Annotated in this window: 17 protein-coding genes; 12 read left to right on the top strand and 5 right to left on the bottom strand. The window is 58.4% G+C overall.

The genetic code is table 11. The features are described from left to right. Positions 1-33: 33 nt before the first annotated feature. The 9 genes from nuoG (at position 34) to EKL29_RS14110 (ending at position 10,668) form a co-directional block, all read left to right on the top strand. Positions 34-2,757, top strand: a complete 2,724-nt coding sequence (gene nuoG / locus EKL29_RS14150) for an NADH-quinone oxidoreductase subunit NuoG (protein WP_126690009.1) — start codon at positions 34-36, stop codon at positions 2,755-2,757. Continuing rightward, positions 2,754-3,731: an NADH-quinone oxidoreductase subunit NuoH gene (gene nuoH, locus EKL29_RS14145; RefSeq protein ID WP_033750471.1), complete on the top strand. Its 978-nt coding sequence runs from the start codon at positions 2,754-2,756 to the stop codon at positions 3,729-3,731. Before nuoG ends, nuoH begins: the two co-directional genes overlap by 4 nt. A gap of 11 nt (positions 3,732-3,742) precedes the next feature. Next, positions 3,743-4,285, top strand: a complete 543-nt coding sequence (gene nuoI, locus EKL29_RS14140; protein ID WP_120453090.1) for an NADH-quinone oxidoreductase subunit NuoI — start codon at positions 3,743-3,745, stop codon at positions 4,283-4,285. A gap of 10 nt (positions 4,286-4,295) precedes the next feature. Continuing rightward, entirely contained in the window at positions 4,296-4,835 is a 540-nt protein-coding gene (gene nuoJ / locus EKL29_RS14135; protein WP_120453092.1) for an NADH-quinone oxidoreductase subunit J, read from the top strand. Beyond that, entirely contained in the window at positions 4,832-5,134 is a 303-nt protein-coding gene (gene nuoK / locus EKL29_RS14130; protein ID WP_120453094.1) for an NADH-quinone oxidoreductase subunit NuoK, read from the top strand. Before nuoJ ends, nuoK begins: the two co-directional genes overlap by 4 nt. Beyond that, positions 5,131-6,966: an NADH-quinone oxidoreductase subunit L gene (gene nuoL / locus EKL29_RS14125; RefSeq protein WP_120453096.1), complete on the top strand. Its 1,836-nt coding sequence runs from the start codon at positions 5,131-5,133 to the stop codon at positions 6,964-6,966. The genes nuoK and nuoL overlap by 4 nt, the downstream gene beginning before the upstream one ends. Positions 6,967-7,170: 204 nt before the next feature. Continuing rightward, positions 7,171-8,691, top strand: coding sequence for an NADH-quinone oxidoreductase subunit M (nuoM, locus tag EKL29_RS14120; protein ID WP_126690008.1), 1,521 nt, complete (start codon positions 7,171-7,173; stop codon positions 8,689-8,691). A 6-nt stretch (positions 8,692-8,697) separates the two neighbouring features. Beyond that, positions 8,698-10,155, top strand: coding sequence for an NADH-quinone oxidoreductase subunit NuoN (nuoN, locus tag EKL29_RS14115; protein WP_126690007.1), 1,458 nt, complete (start codon positions 8,698-8,700; stop codon positions 10,153-10,155). Between the two features lie 63 nt (positions 10,156-10,218). Further along, positions 10,219-10,668 carry a GNAT family N-acetyltransferase gene (locus EKL29_RS14110; protein ID WP_126690006.1) on the top strand — a complete coding sequence of 150 codons (450 nt, stop codon included), beginning with the start codon at positions 10,219-10,221 and terminating at the stop codon, positions 10,666-10,668. A 171-nt stretch (positions 10,669-10,839) separates the two neighbouring features. Here the strand turns inward: EKL29_RS14110 and EKL29_RS14105 are convergent, their stop codons facing one another. After that, the gene (locus EKL29_RS14105) at positions 10,840-12,498 is read right to left on the bottom strand and encodes a glucan biosynthesis protein D (protein WP_126690005.1); all 1,659 of its coding nucleotides are present in this window, start codon (positions 12,496-12,498) and stop codon (positions 10,840-10,842) included. Positions 12,499-12,770: 272 nt separating this feature from the next. Here EKL29_RS14105 and elaB point away from each other — a divergent pair, with 272 nt between their 5' ends. Both elaB and EKL29_RS14095 read left to right on the top strand, forming a co-directional pair. Continuing rightward, positions 12,771-13,082 (top strand): stress response protein ElaB, encoded by a 312-nt coding sequence (gene elaB, locus EKL29_RS14100; RefSeq protein WP_120453106.1) that lies wholly within the window; start codon positions 12,771-12,773, stop codon positions 13,080-13,082. 181 nt (positions 13,083-13,263) lie between these two features. Then, a complete protein-coding gene (locus tag EKL29_RS14095) occupies positions 13,264-14,460 on the top strand; it encodes a nicotinamide mononucleotide deamidase-related protein YfaY (RefSeq protein WP_126690004.1) in 1,197 nt (398 codons plus the stop codon). Between the two features lie 175 nt (positions 14,461-14,635). Here the strand turns inward: EKL29_RS14095 and yfaE are convergent, their stop codons facing one another. From yfaE to ubiG, 4 genes are all read right to left on the bottom strand, one after another. Next, complete coding sequence (yfaE, locus tag EKL29_RS14090; protein ID WP_081140402.1) at positions 14,636-14,896, bottom strand: class I ribonucleotide reductase maintenance protein YfaE; 261 nt, start codon at positions 14,894-14,896, stop codon at positions 14,636-14,638. A gap of 2 nt (positions 14,897-14,898) precedes the next feature. Then, positions 14,899-16,029 (bottom strand): class Ia ribonucleoside-diphosphate reductase subunit beta, encoded by a 1,131-nt coding sequence (gene nrdB / locus EKL29_RS14085; RefSeq protein WP_120453110.1) that lies wholly within the window; start codon positions 16,027-16,029, stop codon positions 14,899-14,901. 78 nt (positions 16,030-16,107) lie between these two features. Beyond that, positions 16,108-18,393 (bottom strand): class 1a ribonucleoside-diphosphate reductase subunit alpha, encoded by a 2,286-nt coding sequence (gene nrdA, locus EKL29_RS14080; RefSeq protein ID WP_126690003.1) that lies wholly within the window; start codon positions 18,391-18,393, stop codon positions 16,108-16,110. 395 nt (positions 18,394-18,788) lie between these two features. After that, the gene (ubiG, locus tag EKL29_RS14075; protein ID WP_120453114.1) at positions 18,789-19,517 is read right to left on the bottom strand and encodes a bifunctional 2-polyprenyl-6-hydroxyphenol methylase/3-demethylubiquinol 3-O-methyltransferase UbiG; all 729 of its coding nucleotides are present in this window, start codon (positions 19,515-19,517) and stop codon (positions 18,789-18,791) included. Between the two features lie 177 nt (positions 19,518-19,694). Here ubiG and gyrA point away from each other — a divergent pair, with 177 nt between their 5' ends. Then, positions 19,695-22,334: a DNA topoisomerase (ATP-hydrolyzing) subunit A gene (gyrA, locus tag EKL29_RS14070; protein WP_120453115.1), complete on the top strand. Its 2,640-nt coding sequence runs from the start codon at positions 19,695-19,697 to the stop codon at positions 22,332-22,334. The last annotated feature ends 73 nt before the right edge of the window (positions 22,335-22,407 follow it).

Raw genomic sequence — 22,407 nt, 5'->3', positions numbered from 1 at the left:
GTCTCTGACGAGCCTTACGGAAGCATGTTCACTATGGCTACAATCCATGTAGACGGTAAAGAATATGATGTGAACGGAGCGGACAACCTGCTGCAGGCGTGTCTCTCTCTGGGCCTTGATATTCCTTATTTTTGCTGGCATCCGGCGCTGGGAAGCGTTGGGGCTTGCCGCCAGTGTGCGGTGAAGCAATTCCAGAATGCCGAAGATACCCGCGGCCGTCTCGTCATGTCTTGCATGACGCCGGCCTCCGACGGCACCTTTATCTCTATTGACGACGGCGAAGCGAAAGAGTTTCGCGAAAGCGTGGTGGAGTGGCTGATGACCAACCACCCGCACGACTGTCCGGTCTGCGAAGAGGGCGGCAACTGTCACCTGCAGGATATGACGGTGATGACCGGCCACAGCTTCCGCCGCTACCGCTTTACGAAACGTACCCACCAGAATCAGGATCTCGGCCCGTTCATCTCTCATGAAATGAACCGCTGTATCGCCTGCTACCGCTGCGTGCGTTACTACAAAGATTATGCCGACGGCAAAGATCTGGGCGTTTACGGTGCGCACGATAACGTCTACTTCGGCCGTCCGGAGGAGGGCACGCTGGAGAGCGAATTTTCCGGCAACCTGGTGGAGATCTGCCCGACCGGCGTCTTCACCGACAAAACGCACTCCGAGCGCTATAACCGTAAATGGGATATGCAGTTCGCGCCGAGCATCTGCCAGCAGTGCAGCGTCGGCTGTAACACCAGCCCCGGCGAGCGCTATGGCGAACTGCGTCGTATCGAAAACCGCTACAACGGTACGGTAAACCACTACTTCCTGTGCGACCGCGGCCGTTTCGGCTACGGCTACGTCAACCGTAAAGATCGTCCTCGTCATCCTGCGCTGCTGCGCGGCAACGACTGGGTCACGCTGAATGCGGAGCAGGCGGTTAACGCGGCGGCTGACGTCCTGCGTCAGGCGAAGCGCGTTATCGGCATCGGCTCCCCGCGCGCCAGCGTAGAGAGCAACTTTGCGCTGCGTGAGCTGGTGGGTGCGGAAAACTTCTCTACCGGCATGCCGGCGGGGGAGCAGGCGCGTCTGGAACTGATGCTTAAAATCCTGCGCGAAAGCGGCATCTATACGCCGTCCCTGCGCGAAATGGAAAGCTATGACGCTGTGCTGGTGCTGGGCGAAGATCTGACCCAGGTCGGCGCGCGCGTGGCGCTCTCTGTGCGTCAGGCGGTAAAAGGCAAAGCGCGCGAAATGGCCGCGGCGCAGAAAGTCGCCGACTGGCAGATCGCCGCCATTCTTAATATCGGTCAGCACGCTAAACATCCGCTGTTCGTCACTAACGTCGACGAAACCCGCCTTGATGATATCGCCGCGTGGAGCTATCGCGCGCCGGTGGAAGATCAGGCGCGTCTCGGCTTCGCCATCGCCAGCGCGCTGGATGAAAGTGCGCCGGTAGTCAGCGATTTCGACAGCAGCCTTAGCGGCAAGCTGGACGTCGTGGTGCAGGCGCTGGCCGGTGCGAAAAAACCGCTGATTATCTCCGGTACCCACTCGGGCAGCACGGCGATGATCGAAGCGGCGGCGAACGTCGCTAAAGCGCTGAAGGTGCGCGGCGCCGAGGTCGGCATTACGCTGCTGGCCGGTGCGGCAAACAGCATGGGTCTGGGCCTGATGGGCGGCAACACGCTCGACAGCGCGCTGGAACAACTGAGCAGCGGCGAAGCGGATACGGTGGTGGTGCTGGAGAACGATCTCTATCGTCATGCGCCGAAAGCGCAGGTAGATGCCGCGCTGGCTAACGCCACGAATGTGATTGTGGTCGATCATCAGCGCACCGCGACACTGGAGAAAGCGGGCCTGGTGCTCTCTACCGCCAGCTTCGCCGAAAGCGACGGCACCTCGATCAACCATGAAGGCCGCGCGCAGCGCTTCTTCCAGGTTTACGATCCGGCTTACTACGACAACAGCATCGTGATGCTGGAGAGCTGGCGCTGGCTGCACTCGCTGCACAGCACGCTGGAAAGCCGCCATCCCGACTGGACGCAGCTTGATCACGTCATCGACGCCGTGGTGGCGAAGCTGCCGCAGCTGAAAGGCATTAAAGAAGCCGCGCCGGACGCCAGCTTCCGCATTCGCGGACAAAAACTGGCCCGCTCGCCAAACCGCTCCAGCGGACGTACCGCCGCGCGCGCCAATATCAGCGTGCACGAGCCGCGTCAGCCGCAGGATCGGGACAGCATGTTTGCCTTCTCGATGGAAGGCAACAACCAGCCGAGCGCGCCGCGTTCGCAAATCCCCTTCGCCTGGGCGCCAGGCTGGAACTCCCCGCAGGCGTGGAACAAGTTCCAGGCCGAAGTGGGCGGCAAGCTGCGCAACGGCGATCCCGGCGTGCGTCTGTTCGAAGCAGGCGATGCGTCGCTGCCGTGGTTCACTGAGGTCCCGACCGCGTTTGTTGGCGGCGAGCAGTGGCGTGTCGCGCCTTACTACCAGCTGTTCGGTAGCGAAGAGATGACCCAGCGTTCGGCGGTGTTCCAGAAACGTATGCCGCAACCGATGCTGGTGATCAATCAGAGCGATGCGGCGAAGCTGGGCGTGAATGAAGGCACGGCCGTTGAGTTCACCTGTTCAGGCGAGACCCTGCGTCTGCCGGTGCGCTTCTCCAGCGCGCTGCAGCCGGGTCAGATAGGCCTGCCGCTGGGTATGCCGGGCGTTCCGCCGTTCCTGGCGGGCGCGCACATTGACAAACTGCAGGAGGCGGCGCAATGAGCTGGTTAACACCGGACGTTATCGACATCATTCTGACCGTGGTGAAGGCGATCGTCATTCTGCTGGTCGTAGTGGCGTGCGGCGCGTTTATGAGCTTCGCCGAACGCCGCCTGCTCGGTCTGTGGCAGAACCGCTACGGGCCGAACCGCGTGGGCTGGGGCGGTTCGCTGCAGCTCGCTGCGGATATGATCAAGATGTTCTTTAAAGAGGACTGGGTTCCACCCTTTACCGACCGCTTTATCTTTACGCTTGCGCCGGTCATTGCGTTCGTCTCCCTGCTGCTGGCGTTCGCCATCGTGCCAGTGTCGCCGAGCTGGATGGTGACTGACCTTAACATCGGGCTGCTTTTCTTCCTGATGATGGCGGGTCTGGCGGTTTACGCGGTGCTGTTCGCCGGCTGGTCGAGCAATAACAAATACTCACTGTTGGGCGCGATGCGTGCTTCCGCGCAGACGCTGAGCTATGAAGTGTTTCTCGGTCTGTCGCTGATGGGCGTGGTGGCGCAGGCGGGCTCATTCAATATGACCGCTATCGTTGAAAGCCAGGCGCATCTGTGGAACATCATTCCGCAGTTCTTCGGCTTCCTGACCTTCTGTATCGCGGGCGTGGCGGTGTGTCACCGTCACCCGTTCGACCAACCGGAAGCGGAGCAGGAGCTGGCGGACGGTTACCATATCGAATATGCCGGGATGAAGTTCGGTCTGTTCTTCGTGGGCGAGTATGTGGCTATCACCACCGTATCAGCGCTGATCGTGACGCTGTTCTTCGGCGGCTGGCAAGGCCCGTTCCTGCCGCCGTTCATTTGGTTCGCCCTGAAGACGGCGTTCTTTATGGTGATGTTTATCCTGATTCGTGCTGCGCTTCCGCGTCCACGCTATGACCAGGTGCTGTCGTTCGGCTGGAAAGTCTGTCTGCCGTTGACGCTGTTGAACCTGCTGGCGACCGCCGCAGTGATTCTGTACAACGCGCAGTAAGAGGTGTTGAGATGACTTTAAAAGATATTGTCGTTGGCTTCGGCACGACAGTGCGCAGTATCTGGATGATAGGCATGCATGCCTTCGCCAAACGCGAAACTCAGATGTATCCGGAGGAGCCGGTCTATCTGCCGCCGCGCTATCGCGGTCGTATCGTGCTGACGCGCGATCCCGACGGCGAAGAGCGCTGCGTAGCCTGTAACCTCTGTGCGGTGGCCTGTCCGGTCAGCTGTATTTCGCTGCAGAAAGCAGAGACCAAAGATGGCCGCTGGTACCCGGAATTTTTCCGCATCAACTTCTCGCGCTGCATTTTCTGCGGGATGTGCGAAGAGGCCTGTCCGACTACCGCGATCCAGCTGACGCCCGATTTCGAACTGGGTGAGTTCAAGCGTCAGGATCTGGTGTATGAAAAAGAAGATCTGCTGATCTCCGGTCCGGGCAAATATCCCGAGTACAACTTCTACCGCATGGCAGGTATGGCGATCGAAGGGAAAGATAAGGGCGACGCCGAAAACGAAGCCAAACCCATCGACGTCAAAGGTTTGTTACCTTAAGGAGCCCGGCATGGAAATTGCGTTTTATCTTTGCGGTCTGGTGGCGGTGCTGACGACGCTGCGCGTCATCACCCACACCAATCCGGTGCATGCGCTGCTGTATCTGATCGTGTCGCTGCTCTCCGTCGCAGGCGTTTTCTTCTCGCTCGGTGCCTATTTCGCCGGCGCGCTGGAGATCATCGTCTACGCCGGCGCCATTATGGTGCTGTTCGTCTTCGTGGTGATGATGCTCAATATGGGCAACGCCACGATGAAGCAGGAGCGCGACTGGCTGCAGCCTTCGCTGTGGATTGGTCCTGGCATCGTTTCGCTATTGCTGTTGGTGGTCATGGTCTATGCCATTCTGACCGCTAACGATCAGGGCATCGATGGCACGGTTATCGACGCCAAAGCGGTAGGCATCAGCCTGTTCGGCCCTTACGTCCTGGCGGTGGAACTCGCCTCAATGCTGCTGCTGGCGGGTCTGGTCGTAGCGTTCCACGTTGGACGCGAAGAGCGTCAGGGCGAAGTGGTGAGCAATCGTGACGCCAATAAGGAGGAGCACGCATGATCCCGTTACAACACGGCTTAATTCTGGCCGCCGTGCTGTTTGTCCTTGGACTGACATCACTGGTGCTGCGTCGCAACCTGCTGTTCATGCTGATCGGCCTCGAGATTATGATCAACGCGGCCGCGCTGGCGCTCGTTGTGGCGGGCAGCTACTGGGGACAGGCGGATGGACAGGTGATGTATATCCTGGCGATCAGCCTTGCGGCGGCGGAAGCCAGCATCGGCCTGGCGCTGCTGCTCCAGCTCTATCGTCGTCGTCTGACGCTGAACATTGATACTGTGAGCGAGATGCGCGGATGAATCTTCTCTATTTAACAATCCTGTTTCCGCTGATCGGCTTCTTGCTGTTGGCGTTTTCCCGTGGTCGCTGGTCGGAGAACCTGTCGGCTGCGATCGGCATGGGCTCGGTGGGCCTGGCGGCGCTGGTGACGCTCTATGTCGGCATTGACTTCTTTGCTAATGGTCAGCAGCCCTTTACTCAGGCGCTCTGGACCTGGATGCAGGTCGGTAATTTCGACATTAAGGTCAACCTGACGCTGGACGGACTTTCGCTCACCATGCTCTCTGTGGTGACTGGCGTCGGCTTCCTGATCCATATGTTCGCTTCCTGGTATATGCGCGGCGAAGAGGGCTACTCCCGCTTTTTCGCCTATACCAACCTGTTTATCGCGAGCATGGTGGTGCTGGTACTGGCCGATAACCTGATGCTGATGTATCTCGGCTGGGAAGGGGTAGGGCTCTGCTCATACCTGCTGATCGGCTTCTACTACAGCAATCCGGAAAACGGCAAAGCGGCGATGAAAGCCTTTATCATCACCCGCGTCGGCGACGTCTTCCTCGCTTTTGCACTGTTCATCCTCTACAACGAACTGGGTACGCTCAACTTCCGCGAAATGATGGAACTGGCGCCGCAGCACTTCGCGGCGGATAACCATATGCTGCAGTGGGCGACGCTGATGCTGCTGGGCGGCGCGGTAGGTAAATCCGCGCAGCTGCCGCTGCAGACCTGGCTGGCAGACGCGATGGCCGGTCCGACTCCGGTATCGGCGCTGATCCACGCCGCAACCATGGTAACGGCGGGCGTCTACCTTATCGCCCGCAGCCACGGCCTGTTCCTGCTGACGCCGGAAGTCCTGCATCTGGTTGGTATCGTCGGCGCGATTACGCTGGTGCTGGCGGGCTTCGCCGCGCTGGTGCAGACCGATATCAAGCGCGTGCTGGCCTACTCGACCATGAGCCAGATCGGCTACATGTTCCTGGCGCTCGGCGTACAGGCGTGGGACGCGGCGATTTTCCATCTGATGACGCACGCGTTCTTTAAAGCGCTGCTGTTCCTCTCATCGGGTTCAGTGATCCTTGCCTGCCATCACGAGCAGAACATCTTTAAAATGGGTGGCCTGCGTAAGAGCATCCCGCTGGTCTATGTCTGCTTCCTGGTGGGCGGTGCCGCGCTGGCTGCGCTACCGCTGATTACGGCAGGCTTCTACAGTAAAGATGAAATTCTGTTCGGCGCGCTGGCGAACGGCCACATCAATCTGATGGTGGCTGGCCTGGTGGGGGCTTTCCTGACCTCAATCTACACCTTCCGCATGATCTTCATCGTGTTCCACGGCGAAGAGAAGATCCACGCGCATGCGGGTAAAGGTATCACTCATCATCTGCCGCTGATCGTGCTGCTGGTACTGTCGACCTTCGTCGGCGCGCTGATTACCCCGCCGCTGGCTGGCGTACTGCCGCAAGGTGAAGCGGGCGAAGCGGGCAAGGTCGGACTGGAGATCGCCTCTGGCGTGGTCGCTGTGGTGGGCATCCTGATCGCTGCTGCGCTCTGGCTGGGCAAACGCCAGCTGGTCAGCCGCGTCGCCAACAGCGCTCCGGGCCGTTTCTTCGGCACCTGGTGGTTTGCCGCATGGGGCTTCGACTGGCTGTATGACAAAGTGTTCGTCAAACCTTATCTCGGTATCGCCTGGCTGTTGCAGCGCGATCCGCTGAATGCGGTGATGAACCTGCCCGCGCTGGTGTCGCGTATCGCCAATAAAGGTCTGGTGGTCAGCGAAAACGGTTATCTGCGCTGGTATGTCGCCTCAATGGGCGTGGGTGCCGTGGTGGTGCTGGCGCTGATGCTGGTGGTTTAAAAGATGAGCGGGATGAAAGATTTTCATCTCATCGGATATGCAAAAAGTGCCTGAGTAGTGAGCGTTATCGGCGCAGCCAGTTTTGACGTCGACAGCACGCAGCAACCGGAACGTAGTTAACTACGTAAAGATTGCGAGCGCTGTCGGCGGCAAAGAGGGCAAGCTGAATAGCCCATAAAAAGGACATATAAGGGAAAGACTTCAGTGCTATTACCTTGGCTAATAATCATTCCATTCGTCGGCGGTTTACTCTGCTGGCTGGCTGAGCGCCTTGGCGCGAAGACGCCGCGCTGGATAGCCCTGATTACCATGGGCCTGACGCTGGCGATTTCGCTGCAGCTCTGGCTGCAGGGCGGCTATTCACTGACGCAGGCAGCGGGTATGCCGCAGTGGCAGTCGGAGTTCTCCGCCACCTGGATCCCGCGTTTCGGCATCAATTTCCATCTGGCGCTGGATGGTCTGTCGCTACTGATGGTGGTGCTGACCGGCCTGCTCGGCCTGATGGCGGTGCTCTGTTCCTGGAACGAAATCGAAAAGTATCAGGGCTTTTTCCACCTCAACCTGATGTGGATCCTGGGCGGCGTCATCGGCGTCTTCCTGGCTATCGATATGTTCCTGTTCTTCTTCTTCTGGGAGATGATGCTGGTGCCGATGTATTTTCTCATCGCGCTCTGGGGTCATAAGGCATCCGACGGCAAAACCCGTATCACCGCAGCCACCAAGTTTTTCATTTATACCCAGTCTTCGGGTCTGGTGATGCTGATTGCGATTCTGGGGCTGGTGTTCGTGCACTATAACGCGACCGGCGTCTGGACGTTTAACTACGAGCAACTGCTGAAAACGCCGATGTCGCACACGGTGGAATATCTGCTGATGCTGGGCTTCTTTATCGCCTTCGCGGTAAAAATGCCGGTGGTGCCGCTGCACGGCTGGTTGCCTGACGCACACAGCCAGGCGCCGACTGCCGGTTCGGTGGACCTTGCGGGGATCCTGCTGAAAACCGCAGCTTACGGTCTGCTGCGCTTCAGCCTGCCGCTGTTCCCCAACACTTCGGCGGAGTTTGCCCCGATCGCCATGTGGCTGGGCATTATCGGCATCTTCTACGGCGCGTGGATGGCCTTCTCGCAGACCGACATTAAACGCCTGATCGCCTACACGTCGATTTCGCATATGGGCTTTGTGCTGATCGCCATCTATACCGGCAGCCAGCTCGCCTTCCAGGGCGCAGTCGTGCAGATGATTGCGCACGGCCTCTCCGCCGCCGCGCTCTTTATCCTGTGCGGTCAGCTCTATGAGCGTCTGCATACGCGCGATATGCGTCAGATGGGCGGCCTCTGGTCGCGCATTAAGTGGATCCCGGGCCTGTCGCTCTTCTTTGCGGTGGCAAACCTGGGGATGCCGGGTACCGGCAACTTCGCGGGCGAATTTATGATCCTGACGGGCAGTTTCCAGGTGGTGCCGGTCATTATCGTGATTGGTACTTTCGGCCTGGTTTTCGCCTCGGTTTACTCGCTGATCATGATGCAGCGCGCCTACTACGGCGAAGCGAAATCGAAAGATCCGCTGCCGGGCATGTCGCCGCGTGAATTCACGATGATCATGGTGCTGGTGGTTCTGCTGGTGCTGCTGGGTGTTTACCCACAGCCGATTCTGGATACGTCCCATGCCGCCATGAGCAATATTCAGCAGTGGTTTACCGCTTCAATTTCAACTACAAGGCCGTAATTCGCCATGACAATAACTTTTCAACAATTGATCGCGCTACTGCCGCTGTTGATCGTCGGATTGACGGTGGTAGTTGTGATGCTGTCCATTGCCTGGCGACGCAACCACTTTGTTAACGCCACGCTGACGGTCATTGGTCTGAACCTGGCGCTGGTTTCACTCTGGTATGTGGCGCACGCCGGCGCAATGGACGTGACGCCGCTGCTGCGGGTCGATCCTTACGCTGTGTTCTATACCGCGCTGGTGATCCTGGCGAGCCTGGCGACCTGTACTTTCGCCTATCCCTGGCTGGCCGGTTTCCCGGACAACAAGGATGAGTTCTATCTGCTGGTGCTGATCGCGGCACTGGGCGGGATCGTGCTGGCCAGCGCTAACCATCTGGCGTCGCTGTTTATCGGCGTCGAGCTGCTGTCGCTGCCGCTGTTCGGTATGATTGGCTACGCCTTCCGTCAGAAACGTTCTTTAGAAGCGGCGCTGAAATATACCATTCTGTCGGCGGCCGCCTCCTCTTTCCTGCTGTTCGGCATCGCGCTGATCTATGCCGATTCCGGCAGCCTGAGCTTCGTTAAGCTGGGAGAGAGCCTGAACGACACCATGATCCAACAGCCGCTGCTGCTGGTTGGTCTGGGCATGATGATTATCGGGCTGGGCTTTAAGCTGTCGCTGGTGCCGTTCCATCTCTGGACGCCGGACGTTTACCAGGGCGCGCCTGCGCCGGTATCGACTTTCCTCGCAACCGCCAGCAAGATCGCTATTTTCGGCGTCATCATGCGTCTGTTTATGTACGCGCCGCTGACCGACAGCGAAGCCGTTCGCACTGTGCTGGGCCTGATCGCTTTCGTGTCGATTCTGTTCGGCAACCTGATGGCGATTTCGCAGAGCAATATCAAACGTCTGCTGGGTTACTCCTCTATCGCGCATCTCGGCTACCTGCTGGTGGCGCTGATTGCGGTGAAAACCCATCAGCTGTCGCTGGAGACCGCGGGCGTCTATCTGGCGGGTTACCTGTTCAGCAGCCTCGGCGCGTTCGGCGTCGTCAGCCTGATGTCCAGCCCTTACCGCGGCCCGGATGCTGACTCGCTCTATTCCTATCGCGGCCTGTTCTGGCACCGTCCTGTGCTGTCGGCAGTGATGACGGTGATGATGCTGTCGCTGGCGGGCATTCCGATGACGCTCGGCTTTATCGGCAAGTTTTACGTTATCGCTTCAGGCGTCAATGCGCACCTGTGGTGGTTGACGGCAGCCGTGGTTATCGGCAGCGCCATCGGCCTCTACTACTACCTGCGCGTGACCGTGAGCCTCTATCTCAGCCCGCCGGAGCTGCATACGCGCGATACGCCAGCTAACTGGGCGTTTACCGCGGGCGGCGTGGTCGTGCTGATTTCAGCGATTCTGGTGCTGCTGCTCGGCGTTTATCCGCAGCCGCTGATTACGCTGGTGCAGATGGCTCAGCCGCTGATGTAAACTGCCTTTCCCTTAATGAAATCAGGCCCGCGGGCCTGATTTTTTTTGCCTTCAGGAGCGACTATGGAGATCAACTGGCAGGATAAGCATCACAGCGAACTGAGCGCGCAGCAGCTTTATGCGGTGCTGGCGCTGCGCTGCGCCGTTTTTATCGTCGAGCAAAGCTGCTCTTATCTGGATGTTGACGGCCAGGATCTGACGGCCGATAACCGCCATATTCTGGGGATGCGCGGCGATGAGCTGGTGGCTTATGCGCGTATCCTTACCCCTGCTGATGACGCTGCGCCAGTGGCGATAGGGCGCGTTATCGTCTCCGCCAGCGCGCGTGGTCTGAATCTCGGAAACCGGCTGATGGAGCAGGCGCTGCTCAGCTGCGAACAGCACTGGCCTGGGCGCGAGGTTTATCTTTCTGCGCAGGCGCATCTGCAAAATTTCTATGGGCGTCTCGGTTTTCAGGCGGTCGGGGATATCTACCTCGAAGACAATATTCCCCATATCGATATGCGCAAATAAAAAACGGCGAGCCCGCAGAGACTCGCCGTTACAAACAGCTAACATGGTTCGAAGAGCAAAGCGGCCTGCGGCATGGATAGCGCAGGCTGGGCCATCTTTTGCGCGGCTATAGCACCCGCGCAGTTCAATAGCCGACGTCAAACGGCAAGCCTGGGCTCGCCGCTCGCTTTTTTAGCCTGACGTCATCTGCCTGTCATCCACATATTTGCGCTGATCCGGCGGCGGCGGGAAATACTGGTAGAGCCAGGTTTCACTCAGGGTTTCATCTCTGGTGCGCAGGAACAGGCGCATCTCTACCGGCGTGGTGGCGTCGCTGTTGGGATACCAGTCGAACAGGATGCGATAACCGTTCATCGGCTCGACGTAGAGGATCTCGACCTGTTTGAAGGTGCCGGATGAGAGAGTAATGACCGGCTCAATGCCCTTCGGCGCAGCCGCTTTCAAATCGCCGCCGACAAAATCGATAGCGAAGCGACGGCACCACTGCTCCGGGAAGTGCTCGCCCGGCGCCCAGCCTTCCGGGAAGCCGCCGATGCCGGTGCGGGTCGCATCGACACGCGCCAGTCCACTGCGAACCGGCGGCAGGCTGCTCCAGTACAGCTTATAGGAGAAGCTGAACTCGCTGCCGGCTTTCACCGGCTCGGCTGGCTGCCAGAAGCAGACAATATTATCCAGCGTTTCTCCGGTGGTCGGGATCTCCATCAGGTTGATGGCGCCTTTGCCCCATTTGCCGACCGGCTCGACCCACAGGCTGGGACGCTTGTCGTACCAGCCGATAACGTCCTGATAGTCCTTAAAGTCGTGGTTAAGCTGCAACAGGCCGAAACCGCGCGGGTTCTCATCCTGATAGGCATTGTACTGCAGCTTCTGCGGGTTATTCAGCGGACGGGCGATCCATTCGCCGCTGCCGGTCCACATCGCCAGGCGATCGGAATCATGGATCTGTGGATGGTAGGTGTTGCACATGCGGCGCTCGTTGGTGCCGCAGCTGAACATGCTGGTCATCGGCGCAATGCCGAGCTGGCGGATCTCTTTGCGCGCGAAGAGATGGTTTTCCACCTCCATCACTACGCGTTGCGCTTCGCAGTGAATGGTGAACTTATAGGCGCCGGTGACGCTGGCGCCATCCAGCAGGGCGTAAACGACAAACGTGGTATCGTCCGCTTTCGGCGTCTCAAACCAGAACGCGGTGAAGTCGGGGAACTCTTCGCTGCCGTTGCTGAAGGTGTTGACCGCCACACCGCGTGCGGAGAGGCCGTACTGATAGGTGTCGTCCACCGCGCGGAAATAGCTGGCACCAAGGAAGGAGACGATATCGCGGCGCGCCAGCTCCGGTTTTTTAAAGGCACGGAAGCCGGCGAAGCCGAGATCGTTTTTGCCCACCAGCTGCTGGGTATCTACCTTCGCGTTGTTATAGTTAAACAGCTCAGGGCGGAAATGGATCTCACGCGCCTCACGGCTGTCAGCGTCAACGGAAAACATGCGGATGCGGCGCTTAAAGCCCATACCGACATGGAAAAACTGCACGTCGAGTTGACGATCGGGGATAGTGTTCCACAGCGAATGACCGGCGTCGTACTGAATTTCGTTGTACGCCTGCGGCGTCAGCGTCGCCAGCGTCTCCGGCAGCGCGCCTGGCGCGCCACCCCAGGGCTGCTTCGCCAGCGCGGCGGCTTTCTTTTTCAGTACATCGAAATCGAAGCGCACAGCGGCGCCGTCAGCAATGCCATCTTCTGCCCAGGCGGATTGCGCAAACAGCGTGGACAGGCCGGTCATACCGCTGACGGCGGAGAAGGCCATTGACGCTTTCATAAACATTCTTCGATTCATGCCAGAAATTATTCCTTAGCGTTCGAGTGTGTTGTGACTGCCCAGCTCTGCGCTCAGGTGAGCCAAAAGCGCAGATAACAGCAGGGTACGACAGTCTGGTAGATGAAAAATTCAGTCCGCCTTAAATTTATCAGATTAATCAAGAAGGCCGAGGAATTTCGTATTGAGTCCTTCAGCAGGAAACTCAGGGGAATCCTGGCGAAACCATCCTGCAAACGGCGATTTAGCCGCTATAGTTAAGAGACTGCTTTATAAATGACACGGAGGAAATGATGGTAAAAGAGACAGAAGCTTTCGACACCAATCTGGATGATGATTTGGCGCTGCTGACCGAGACGCTGGAAGAGGTGCTGAAGTCATCAGGCGATCCGACCGATCAGAAGTACGTTGAACTTAAAACCAAAGCGGAGCAGGCGCTGGAAGATGTGAAATCACGCGTCAGCCAGGCCTCTGACAGCTACTACTATCGCGCTAAAAATGTAGCTTACCGCGCCGATGACTATGTGCATGAGAAACCCTGGCAGGGTATCGGCATCGGCGCAGCCGCTGGCCTGGTGCTCGGCCTGCTGCTGGCGCGCCGTTAAGGCTACGCCACTGAAAACGGCGGGGCTCTCCCGCCGTTTGTTTTGTTACCTTTCTCATATTAGCCCCGCGCCGTTCTTCTTCTCCCTCTCTCTATGCTCCTGATGCGAAAAGCGCAGGATAGTGTTGAGTTTAATCAGCGTGCTTCCTACAGTAGATCGACGGACAAAAGGAGATCAAAACGTGATAAGAGTCGAGATGTTGTCTACAGGGGATGAGGTGCTGCACGGCCAAATCGTGGATACCAACGCCGCCTGGCTGGCGGATCTGCTGTTTCAGCACGGTTTACCGATGACCAGCCGCAGCACGGTAGGCGATTCGTTGTCGTCGCTGGTGGAAACGCTGCAGGCGCGTAGCGAAGTCGCGGATGTGCTTATCGTGAATGGCGGCCTCGGCCCAACCAGCGACGATCTCAGCGCGCTGGCGGCGGCGAAAGCGAGCGGTGTCGAACTGGTGCTGCATCAGGAATGGCTCGATAACATCGAGGCGTGGTTCGCCAGCCGCGGGCGCGTAATGGCGGCGAGCAACCGCAAGCAGGCGGAGATACCCGCCAATGCTGAGATGATCGATAACCCGGTGGGCACCGCCTGCGGCTTTGCGTTGCGGCTTAACCGCTGCTGGATCTTCTTTACGCCTGGCGTGCCGTCCGAATTTAAGGTGATGGTGGAACAGCAGATTCTGCCGCGCCTCAAACAGCATTTTGAGCTGCCGGAGCCGCCGCTCTGTCTGCGCCTGACGACGTTTGGTCGCGGCGAAAGCGACATCGCCGCCGAGCTGGAGCCGCTGGCGCTGCCGGAGGGCGTAGTAATGGGTTATCGCTCTTCGATGCCGATTATCGAGATAAAGCTGACCGGGCCAGCCAGCCAGCGCGTGGCCATGGAGCAGGTCTGGCAGCAGGTGCGTCTGCTGCTGGCGGAGTGCACTATTTTTGAAGGCACCGAAGGGTTGCCAGCGCTGCTGGCGCGCGAGCTGAAAGAGCGTGGTTTCCGTCTGGCGCTCAGCGAGCAGTACACCGCCGGGCTGCTGCACTGGCAGCTGGCCGCGGCAGAAGTACCGCTTAGCGCGGCGGAAATCCTCCCGCTGCATCAGGAGGGGCTGGAAGAGCAGGTTCAGCGTACACGCGCGCTGGCGGCGCATCACGGCACAGTGCTGGCGTTATCGACCGGCGCGCTGGAAGAGGGCGAGGTTTCGCTGGCGCTGCATACGCCGGAAGCGAGCTGGGGACAGCGAGTGAAGTTCACCCACGGTCGCCATAATCTGGAGACGCGACAGAAGGTGGTGGCGATGATGGCGATGAATATGCTGCGTCGCTGGCTGCACGGCAGCGAGGTCAGCACCGGTCACGGCTGGATTGATATTCTGGAATCAGTGAAGCTGTAGTGGGGCACTGCTAACAGACGGCTGAAATGTTAAAGCGCGGGGGTCATGGCCCGGGGAGCAAAGCCTCCTGCGCCAGGGATGGCGCAGGCCGAGCTGGCAGGGATGCCGCTTTTGCGTCTTTGCGATCGGGCCATGACACCCGCGTTGGCACTGCTATCGCAGATAACCGGCCTTGCTATAGCTCGATTTCAATCTCACCCTTCGCCAGACAGCAGCAGGGCAAAATTTCCCCCTGCTGAACAAACGCCAGCGGCGTTTCGGCATAGTGCACTTCGCCCTTCAGCAGCCGCGTGCGGCACGAACCGCAGTAGCCTTCACGGCACTGAAACTCCACGCACAGATTATGCGCTTCCAGCGTCGTCAACAGGTTGGGGTGATGCTCTGCGCACTCCAGTCGCTGACCGGAACTGCGCAGGATAACAACGGCACGGCTCATACTTACAGCTGGAAATCGTTGAAGTCGTCTTCGCCTACTTCCGAGTCAATCTGACCCACCAGGTAGGAGCTCACTTCTACCTCCTGCGGCGCCACCTGCACGTTGTCCGACACCAGCCAGGAGTTGATCCACGGAATCGGGTTGGAGCGCGTCTGGAAGGGCAGATCCAGGCCCACCGCCTGCATACGGATATTGGTGATGTACTCAATATACTGGCAGAGAATATCTTTGTTCAGGCCGATCATCGAACCGCCGCTAAACAGATATTCCGCCCACTCTTTCTCCTGCTCGGCCGCTTTCTTGAAGAGATCGAAACACTCTTCACGGCATTCGGCGGCAATCTCTTTCATTTCAGGATCGTCTTCGCCGGTGCGCATCAGGTTCAGCATATGCTGGGTGCCGGTCAGGTGCAGCGCTTCGTCGCGTGCGATCAGACGAATAATTTTGGCGTTGCCTTCCATCAGTTCGCGTTCGGCGAAGGCGAAAGAACAGGCGAAGCTGACGTAGAAGCGAATCGCTTCCAGCGCGTTAACGCTCATCAGGCAGATATAGAGCTGCTTTTTCAGCGCGCGCAGATTCACGGTCACGGTTTTACCGTTAACCTGATGCGTGCCTTCGCCCAGCAGATGCCAGTAGTTAGTCATCTCGATCAGATCGTCGTAGTACTTCGAGATATCCTGCGCGCGCGCGAGGATCTGCTCGTTAGTCACGATATCGTCGAAGACCAGCGAAGGGTCGTTAACGATATTACGAATGATATGGGTGTAAGAGCGCGAGTGAATAGTCTCGGAGAAGGCCCAGGTTTCCACCCAGGTTTCCAGCTCAGGGATCGAGATCAGCGGCAGCAGCGCGACGTTCGGGCTGCGGCCCTGAATCGAGTCGAGCAGGGTCTGATATTTCAGGTTGCTGATAAAGATGTGCTTCTCATGCTCCGGCAGCGCCTGATAGTCGATGCGGTCGCGTGAGACGTCTACCTCTTCCGGACGCCAGAAAAAGGAGAGCTGCTTTTCAATCAGCTTTTCAAAGATGTCATATTTCTGCTGGTCGAAGCGCGCCACGTTGACGGACTGACCAAAGAACATCGGCTCTTTCAGCTGATCGTTTTTATTCTGTGAGAACGTAGTGTAAGCCATACAAACTGTCCAAATGTGAACGGGGCGCAGCGCGGCCCCGTGAAATGACGCAGGCGGGAGACGCGCTCCCGCCCAACCTTAAATCTTACAAGCGCCGCTTTCGCAACCGTCATCCTGAATGGAAGGCGCCAGATCGTCCTGCGCGTCTTCCGCACCGTCGCGGGTGTTCTGATAGTAGAGCGTTTTGACGCCGAACTTATAGGCGGTCAGCAGATCTTTCAGCAGCTGCTTCATCGGCACCTTGCCGTTGGCGAAGCGCGACGGATCGTAGTTGGTGTTAGAGGAGATCGCCTGGTCGATAAACTTCTGCATAACGCCGACCAGCTGCAGATAACCGTCGTTGGACGGCATTTCCCACAGCAGCTCGTACTGATCTTTCAGACGCTCATACTCTGGCACCACCTGACGCAGAATGCCGTCTTTGGAGGCTTTGATGCTGATATGGCCGCGCGGCGGCTCAATGCCGTTGGTGGCGTTAGAGATCTGCGAAGAGGTCTCAGAAGGCATCAGCGCAGAGAGCGTAGAGTTGCGCAGACCGTGAGTCTTGATCGACTCGCGCAGACCGTCCCAGTCCAGGTGCAGCGGCTCGTTGCAAATGGTGTCGAGATCCTTCTTATAGGTATCGATCGGCATAATGCCCTGCGAGTAGGTGGTTTCGTTGAACCACGGGCAGGCACCTTGCTCTTTCGCCAGCTCGTTCGAGGCTTTCAGCAGGTAATACTGAATCGCTTCGAAGGTTCTGTGCGTCAGGTTGTTGGCGCTGCCGTCGGAGTAGCGCACGCCGTTCTTCGCCAGATAGTAAGCGAAGTTGATAACGCCGATACCCAGGGTACGACGGCCCATCGCGCCGCGTTTGGCGGCTGGAATCGGGTAGTCCTGATAGTCGAGCAGAGCGTCGAGCGCGCGTACCGCCAGGGTCGCCAGCTCTTCCAGATCGTCCAGGCTTTCAATCGCGCCGAGGTTAAACGCCGACAGCGTACAGAGCGCGATTTCGCCGTTCTCGTCGTTGACGTCTTCCAGCGGTTTGGTCGGCAGCGCGATCTCCAGGCAGAGGTTAGACTGGCGCACCGGCGCGATGCTGGCGTCGAACGGGCTGTGGGTGTTGCAGTGGTCGACGTTCTGAATGTAGATACGACCGGTGGAGGCGCGCTCCTGCATCATCAGCGAGAAGAGATCGACCGCTTTAACGCGCTGCTTGCGGATGCTCTCGTCCTGCTCATATTTGGTGTACAGACGTTCAAACTCTTCCTGATCGGCAAAGAAGGCGTCGTAGAGGCCAGGCACGTCGGACGGGCTGAACAGAGTAATATCTTCGCCCTTCAGCAGACGCTGATACATCAGCTTGTTGATCTGCACGCCGTAGTCCATATGGCGGACGCGGTTGCCTTCAACGCCGCGGTTGTTCTTCAGCACCAGCAGGCTTTCCACTTCCAGATGCCACATCGGGTAGAACAGCGTCGCCGCGCCGCCGCGAACGCCGCCCTGCGAGCAGGATTTCACCGCGGTCTGGAAATGCTTGTAGAACGGGATGCAGCCGGTATGGAAGGCTTCGCCGCCGCGGATCGGGCTGCCCAGCGCGCGAATGCGGCCAGCGTTGATGCCGATACCGGCGCGCTGCGACACATACTTCACGATGGCGCTGGAGGTAGCGTTGATAGAGTCGAGGCTGTCGCCGCACTCAATCAGCACGCAGGAGCTGAACTGGCGCGTCGGGGTGCGCACGCCAGACATGATCGGCGTCGGCAGCGAGATCTTAAAGGTCGAAATCGCGTCGTAGAAGCGCTTGATGTAGTCCATACGCGTATCGCGCGGATAGCCGGAGAAGAGGCAGGCGGCGACGAGAATGTAGAGGAACTGTGCGCTCTCGTAGATATCGCCGGTGACGCGGTTCTGCGCCAGATATTTGCCTTCCAGCTGTTTTACCGCCGCGTAGGAGAAGTTCATATCGCGCCAGTGGTCGATAAAGCCGTCCATCTGCTCGAACTCTTCAACCGTGTAGTCTTCCAGCAGGTGGCGGTCATATTTGCCCATCTCCACCATGCGCACCACCTGATCGTAAAGCTTCGGCGGCTCGAACTGGCCGTACGCTTTTTTACGCAGGTGGAAGATCGCCAGGCGGGCAGCAAGGTATTGATAGTCCGGCGCGTCGCGCGAGATCAGGTCTGCTGCGGCCTTGATGATGGTTTCATGAATATCAGACGTTCTGATGCCATCGTAAAACTGGATATGGGAGCGCAGTTCGACCTGGGAAACCGAGACGTTGTTCAGCCCTTCAGCGGCCCAGTCGAGTACCCGGTGAATTTTATCGAGATCAATGCGTTCCTGGCGGCCATCGCGTTTAGTAACGAGCAGACTTTGATTCATGTCGCGTTATACCATCCGTAAGTGAAAAAGAGTCCCCTGTTTATTCACAGGGTTATTCAATGTGAATAATTCTGTGGATAAACACTATATGTTGGGGGTTAGGAGAGATTAAGTAACAATATGGGGGTTATTCTAGTGACCTGTGGCCAGATAACAAGACGGAAAAATGATGCCCCTGGGACTTGTATTTTTTGCGGAATTTCTTAACCCCGCGACTTATAAGGCTCAATGGCGTGTCAACTGCCGCGGTAAAAAATTCGAGATTTTGATCGACCGCTGATTTTTCGCACATCGCTGTGTTTTTTCCCGACAACCGTCTACCGAAGGAGCGGCAGGGTAAGAAAAAGTGATGACAGCGAGATGACAGGCGCGCAATAAGCTTGCGCGCCAGAGGGTTACTTTTTGACGTGGCGGGTATGCACCATATAGTTCACGTCGACGCCGCGCCCCAGACGAAACCTGTTGGTCAGCGGGTTGTAGTGCAGGCCGGTGATGTGCTGCTCGCGCAGCGCGGTTTCATCGACCCAGCCCAGCAGCTCAGAAGGGCGGATAAACTTTTTCACGTCGTGCGTGCCGCGCGGCACCATGCGCAGCACATATTCCGCGCCGAATATCGCCATCAGCCAGGCCTTTGGGTTGCGGTTGATAGTGGAGAAGAAAACCTCGCCGCCCGGTTTCACCAGACGCGCACAGGCGTGCACCACCGAACGCGGATCGGGCACATGCTCCAGCATCTCCATGCAGGTCACCACGTCATAGCGACCTGCGAACGCCTCGGCGTGGTCTTCCACCGTCTGCTGCACGTAATCGAGCGTCACGCCGTTTTCCTGCGCATGCAGGCGCGCCACCTGCAGTGGCTCGGCGCCCATATCGAGACCGGTAACCTCTGCGCCTTCACGCGCCATGCTCTCCGCCAGGATGCCGCCGCCGCAGCCTACGTCCAGCACCTTCTTGCCGAACAGACCGTTGCTGTGTTGCGCGATAAAGCCCAGACGCAGCGGGTTAATGCGATGCAAAGGCTTAAATTCTCCCTCCAGATCCCACCAGCGTGAGGCGACGGCCTCAAACTTAGCGATTTCCTGCGCATCGACGTTGGGCTGCGTTTCCTGCGGTTGTGCATTCATTGAATCATTACTCCGGAAAAAATGTTGACTGAGTATAAACGCTTATTGCCGCCGGGGGCACCTTTCCGGCACGAGGAAAAGCGCGTGAAAACGGTGGTTAACGTTCACCAGCGGGCTGGGGTGTGATATACTTTCGCACCTTTAAAATCCGGGCATATGTAGAGGGAAAGCGGCTCCATGAGCGACCTTGCAAGAGAAATTACACCGGTCAATATCGAAGAAGAGTTAAAGAGCTCCTATCTCGATTACGCCATGTCGGTCATTGTTGGCCGAGCCTTACCCGATGTTCGTGACGGCCTGAAGCCTGTCCACCGCCGCGTACTCTACGCGATGAGCGAACTGGGTAACGACTGGAACAAACCCTATAAGAAATCCGCCCGTGTGGTCGGTGACGTTATCGGTAAATATCACCCGCACGGGGATTCCGCCGTTTACGACACCATCGTCCGCATGGCTCAGCCTTTCTCCCTGCGTTACATGCTGGTGGACGGACAGGGCAACTTCGGCTCCGTTGACGGCGACTCCGCCGCAGCGATGCGTTATACCGAAGTGCGCATGTCGCGTATCGCGCACGATCTACTGGCTGACCTGGAAAAAGAGACCGTCGACTTCGTTCCGAACTATGACGGCACCGAGCAGATCCCTGAAGTTCTGCCGACTAAAATCCCTAACCTGCTGGTGAACGGTTCATCCGGCATCGCCGTAGGGATGGCGACCAATATTCCGCCGCACAACCTGACGGAAGTGATCAACGGCTGTCTCGCCTATATCGACGATGAAGATATCAGCGTCGAAGGGCTGATGGAGCACATCCCGGGTCCCGACTTCCCGACTGCGGCCATTATCAACGGCCGCCGCGGCATTGAAGAGGCGTACCGCACCGGGCGCGGCAAAATCTATATCCGCGCGCGCGGCGAGGTGGAAACCGACGCCAAAACCGGCCGCGAAACCATCGTGGTGCACCAGATCCCTTATCAGGTCAACAAAGCGCGCCTGATTGAGAAAATCGCCGAGCTGGTGAAAGAGAAGCGCGTCGAAGGCATCAGCGCGCTGCGCGACGAGTCCGATAAAGACGGTATGCGCATCGTGATCGAAGTGAAGCGCGATGCCGTCGGCGAAGTGGTGCTGAACAATCTCTACTCGCTGACGCAGCTGCAGGTCTCTTTCGGCATCAACATGGTGGCGTTGCATCAGGGCCAGCCGAAGATCATGACGCTGAAGGAGATCCTCGAAGCCTTTGTGCGTCATCGTCGCGAAGTCGTCACGCGCCGTACCATTTTCGAACTGCGCAAAGCGCGTGACCGCGCGCATATCCTTGAAGGTCTGGCGATCGCGCTGGCCAACATCGATCCGATTATCGAACTCATTCGCCGCGCGCCGAACCCGGCCGAGGCGAAAGCGGGCCTGATCGCGCAGCCGTGGGATCTGGGCAACGTCTCCGCCATGCTGGAACGTGCGGGCGATGACGCCGCGCGTCCGGAATGGCTGGACGAAGAGTTCGGTATCCGCGACGGTCGCTACTACCTGACCGAACAGCAGGCGCAGGCGATCCTCGATCTGCGTCTGCAGAAGCTCACCGGACTTGAGCATGAAAAGCTGCTCGACGAGTACAAAGAGCTGCTGGAGCAGATCGCTGAATTGCTCAATATCCTGATGAACGCTGAGCGTCTGATGGAAGTGATCCGGGAAGAGCTGATCGCCATGCGCGACCAGTTCGGCGACGAACGCCGCACCGAGATCACCGCCAACAGCGCCGATATCAACATCGAAGATCTGATCAATCAGGAAGATGTGGTCGTGACGCTGTCGCATCAGGGTTACGTCAAATATCAGCCGCTCTCGGATTACGAAGCGCAACGTCGCGGCGGCAAAGGCAAGTCGGCGGCGCGCATCAAGGAAGAGGATTTTATCGATCGTCTGCTGGTAGCCAATACCCACGACACTATCCTCTGCTTCTCCAGCCGCGGCCGTCTCTACTGGATGAAGGTCTATCAGCTGCCGGAAGCCAGCCGTGGCGCGCGTGGCCGCCCAATCGTCAACCTGCTGCCGCTGCAGCCTGACGAGCGTATTACCGCTATCCTGCCGGTGCGCGAATATACCGAAGGCTTCAATATCTTTATGGCGACTGCCAGCGGCACCGTGAAGAAAACGGCGTTGCAGGAGTTCAGTCGTCCACGCAGCGCGGGCATCATCGCCGTGAACCTGCGCGAAGATGACGAGCTGATCGGCGTCGCGCTGACCAACGGCAACGACGAGGCGATGCTCTTCTCTGCCGGCGGTAAAGTGGTGCGCTTTGCGGAAAGCGCTGTCCGCGCCATGGGCCGTACGGCGTCAGGCGTGCGCGGCATCAAGCTGGCGGAAGGGGATCGCGTGGTGTCGCTGATTGTGCCGCGCGACGAGGGCGCGATTCTCACCGTGACGCAAAACGGCTACGGCAAGCGTACCGCGATTAGCGAGTATCCTACCCGGTCGCGTGCGACTCAGGGCGTGATCTCCATTAAGGTCACTGAGCGTAACGGTCCGGTGATTGGCGCGGTACAGGTTGTCGACAGCGATCAGATCATGATGATTACCGATGCCGGCACCCTGGTGCGCACCCGCGTCTCCGAGGTGAGCATCGTGGGTCGTAACACCCAGGGCGTAATCCTGATCCGTACTGCGGAAGATGAGAACGTGGTTGGTCTGCAGCGCGTAGCCGAACCGGTGGAAGAAGAAGAGCTCGACGCTATCGACGGCAGCGTGGCGGAAGGCGAAGAGGATATCGCGCCGGAAGCTGAAACTGACGACGACGCGCCGGAAGCGGACGAAGAAGAGTAACGCTTCAGGCTCACGCCGCCAGGGAGGGCGGCACTGAATTTTACGGCAGGAAAGGGCAACCCGACCTGCCGTT

The sequence above is a fragment of the Pantoea sp. YU22 genome (assembly GCF_003970755.1).
Classification (GTDB): Bacteria; Pseudomonadota; Gammaproteobacteria; order Enterobacterales; family Enterobacteriaceae; genus Pantoea; species Pantoea piersonii.
This window is presented reverse-complemented; position numbering and strand designations above follow the sequence as displayed.